Origin of the sequence: Paramaledivibacter caminithermalis DSM 15212, assembly GCF_900142245.1 — a bacterium.
Classification (GTDB): domain Bacteria; phylum Bacillota; class Clostridia; order Peptostreptococcales; family Caminicellaceae; genus Paramaledivibacter; species Paramaledivibacter caminithermalis.
Genome location: NZ_FRAG01000148.1, coordinates 1 through 1345 on the forward strand (window position 1 = coordinate 1; position 1345 = coordinate 1345).

Genomic DNA, 1345 nt, shown 5'->3' on the forward strand with positions numbered 1-1345 from the left:
CTTAATGATGAAGGAAGACTTGTAATAAATCCAAAAGAAGCTGAAATAGTAAAGAGAATTTATAGAGAGTACCTTAATGGAAAAAGTATGGGTGAGATAAAGAAAGGGCTAGAAAGAGATGGGATTAAAACCGTAACAGGCAAAGAAAAGTGGCAAGAAAGCAGTATAAAAGTAATTCTTAGTAATGAAAAATACTATGGTGATGCGTTACTGCAAAAAACAGTTACAGTTGATTATCTTACCCATAAAAGAAAACGAAATGATGGTGAAAGTCCAAAGTATTTAATCAAGAATCATCATGAACCAATCATATCAAAACAAGATTTTGATAGGGTACAGGAAATAATGGCTAAAAGGGCTACTGAATACGGAAATATTCCTGAAAAAAGGCATAAATACAATAAAAGATACGCTTTTAGCGGAAAGATTATATGTGGCAATTGTGGTGGAGTTTTTAAAAGAAGAACTTGGAACAGCAAATCACCAAACAAACAAATAGTGTGGCAATGCAGTACTTATATAAAGGAAGGGAAAAATGGTTGTAGCATGAAGGCTATTGATGATTTGACTCTAAAAGCAGTTTTTGTAAGGGCTTTTAATAGATTTTATACGAATAGAGAGCAGTTTTTATCTAGCTTTATGACAAATCTAGAAAAGGGATTGGGAGATAGAAATGATGAAAAACTCGAAGTAGAAAAAGAAATTAAAAACATTACCGAGGAAATTAAAAAGCTTATACGCTTTCAAATAGAGGGAAAGATTACCACAGAAGATTATGAAAAAGATTATAGTCATCTTAAGAATCAGCTGGATAAGTTAAAGAAAATTCATTTAGATAATTCAGCTTATAAACAAAACAAACAAGAGCTACAGCTTAGAATGGATGAAATACAAAATTTCTTTAATAACTATGATGGCTTACTTACAGACTTTGATGATGATGTTTTTAAAGCTTTAGTAGAAAGAGTATTAGTTAAAGCGCCAAACCATATCTGTTTTGAACTCAAAAATGGAATTTTACTAGAGGAAAAATTTATTAAGAAAAGAGGGAAAAATGGTTTGTTATAAAGGAGGGTTTTTAAATGGCTAAAAAAGTATCGATAATTCCTGCCAAACCTATAGCAGTGATTAAAGGATTACCAAAAGAAACAAAGAAGAGAGTATGTGCTTACTGTAGGGTTAGTACAGATACTGATGAACAGCTTTTAAGTTATGAGGCTCAGGTTACTTATTATGAGGATTATATTAGAAAAAGACCGGATTGGGAGTATGCAGGAATATATGCAGACGAAGGTATAACTGGAACCAACACAAAATATAGAGCTCAGTTTAACAGAATGATTCA

2 protein-coding genes are annotated in these 1345 nt (G+C 31.7%); both read left to right on the top strand.

Annotation, left to right across the window (positions count from 1 at the left end; genetic code table 11):
• The coding region (locus tag BUB36_RS18955; protein WP_207550863.1) for a recombinase family protein at nucleotides 1-1068 on the top strand (1068 nt) is incomplete at its 5' end.
• Between the two features lie 14 nt (nucleotides 1069-1082).
• On the top strand, nucleotides 1083-1345 hold a 263-nt coding region (locus tag BUB36_RS18960), incomplete at its 3' end, for a recombinase family protein (protein ID WP_131821389.1).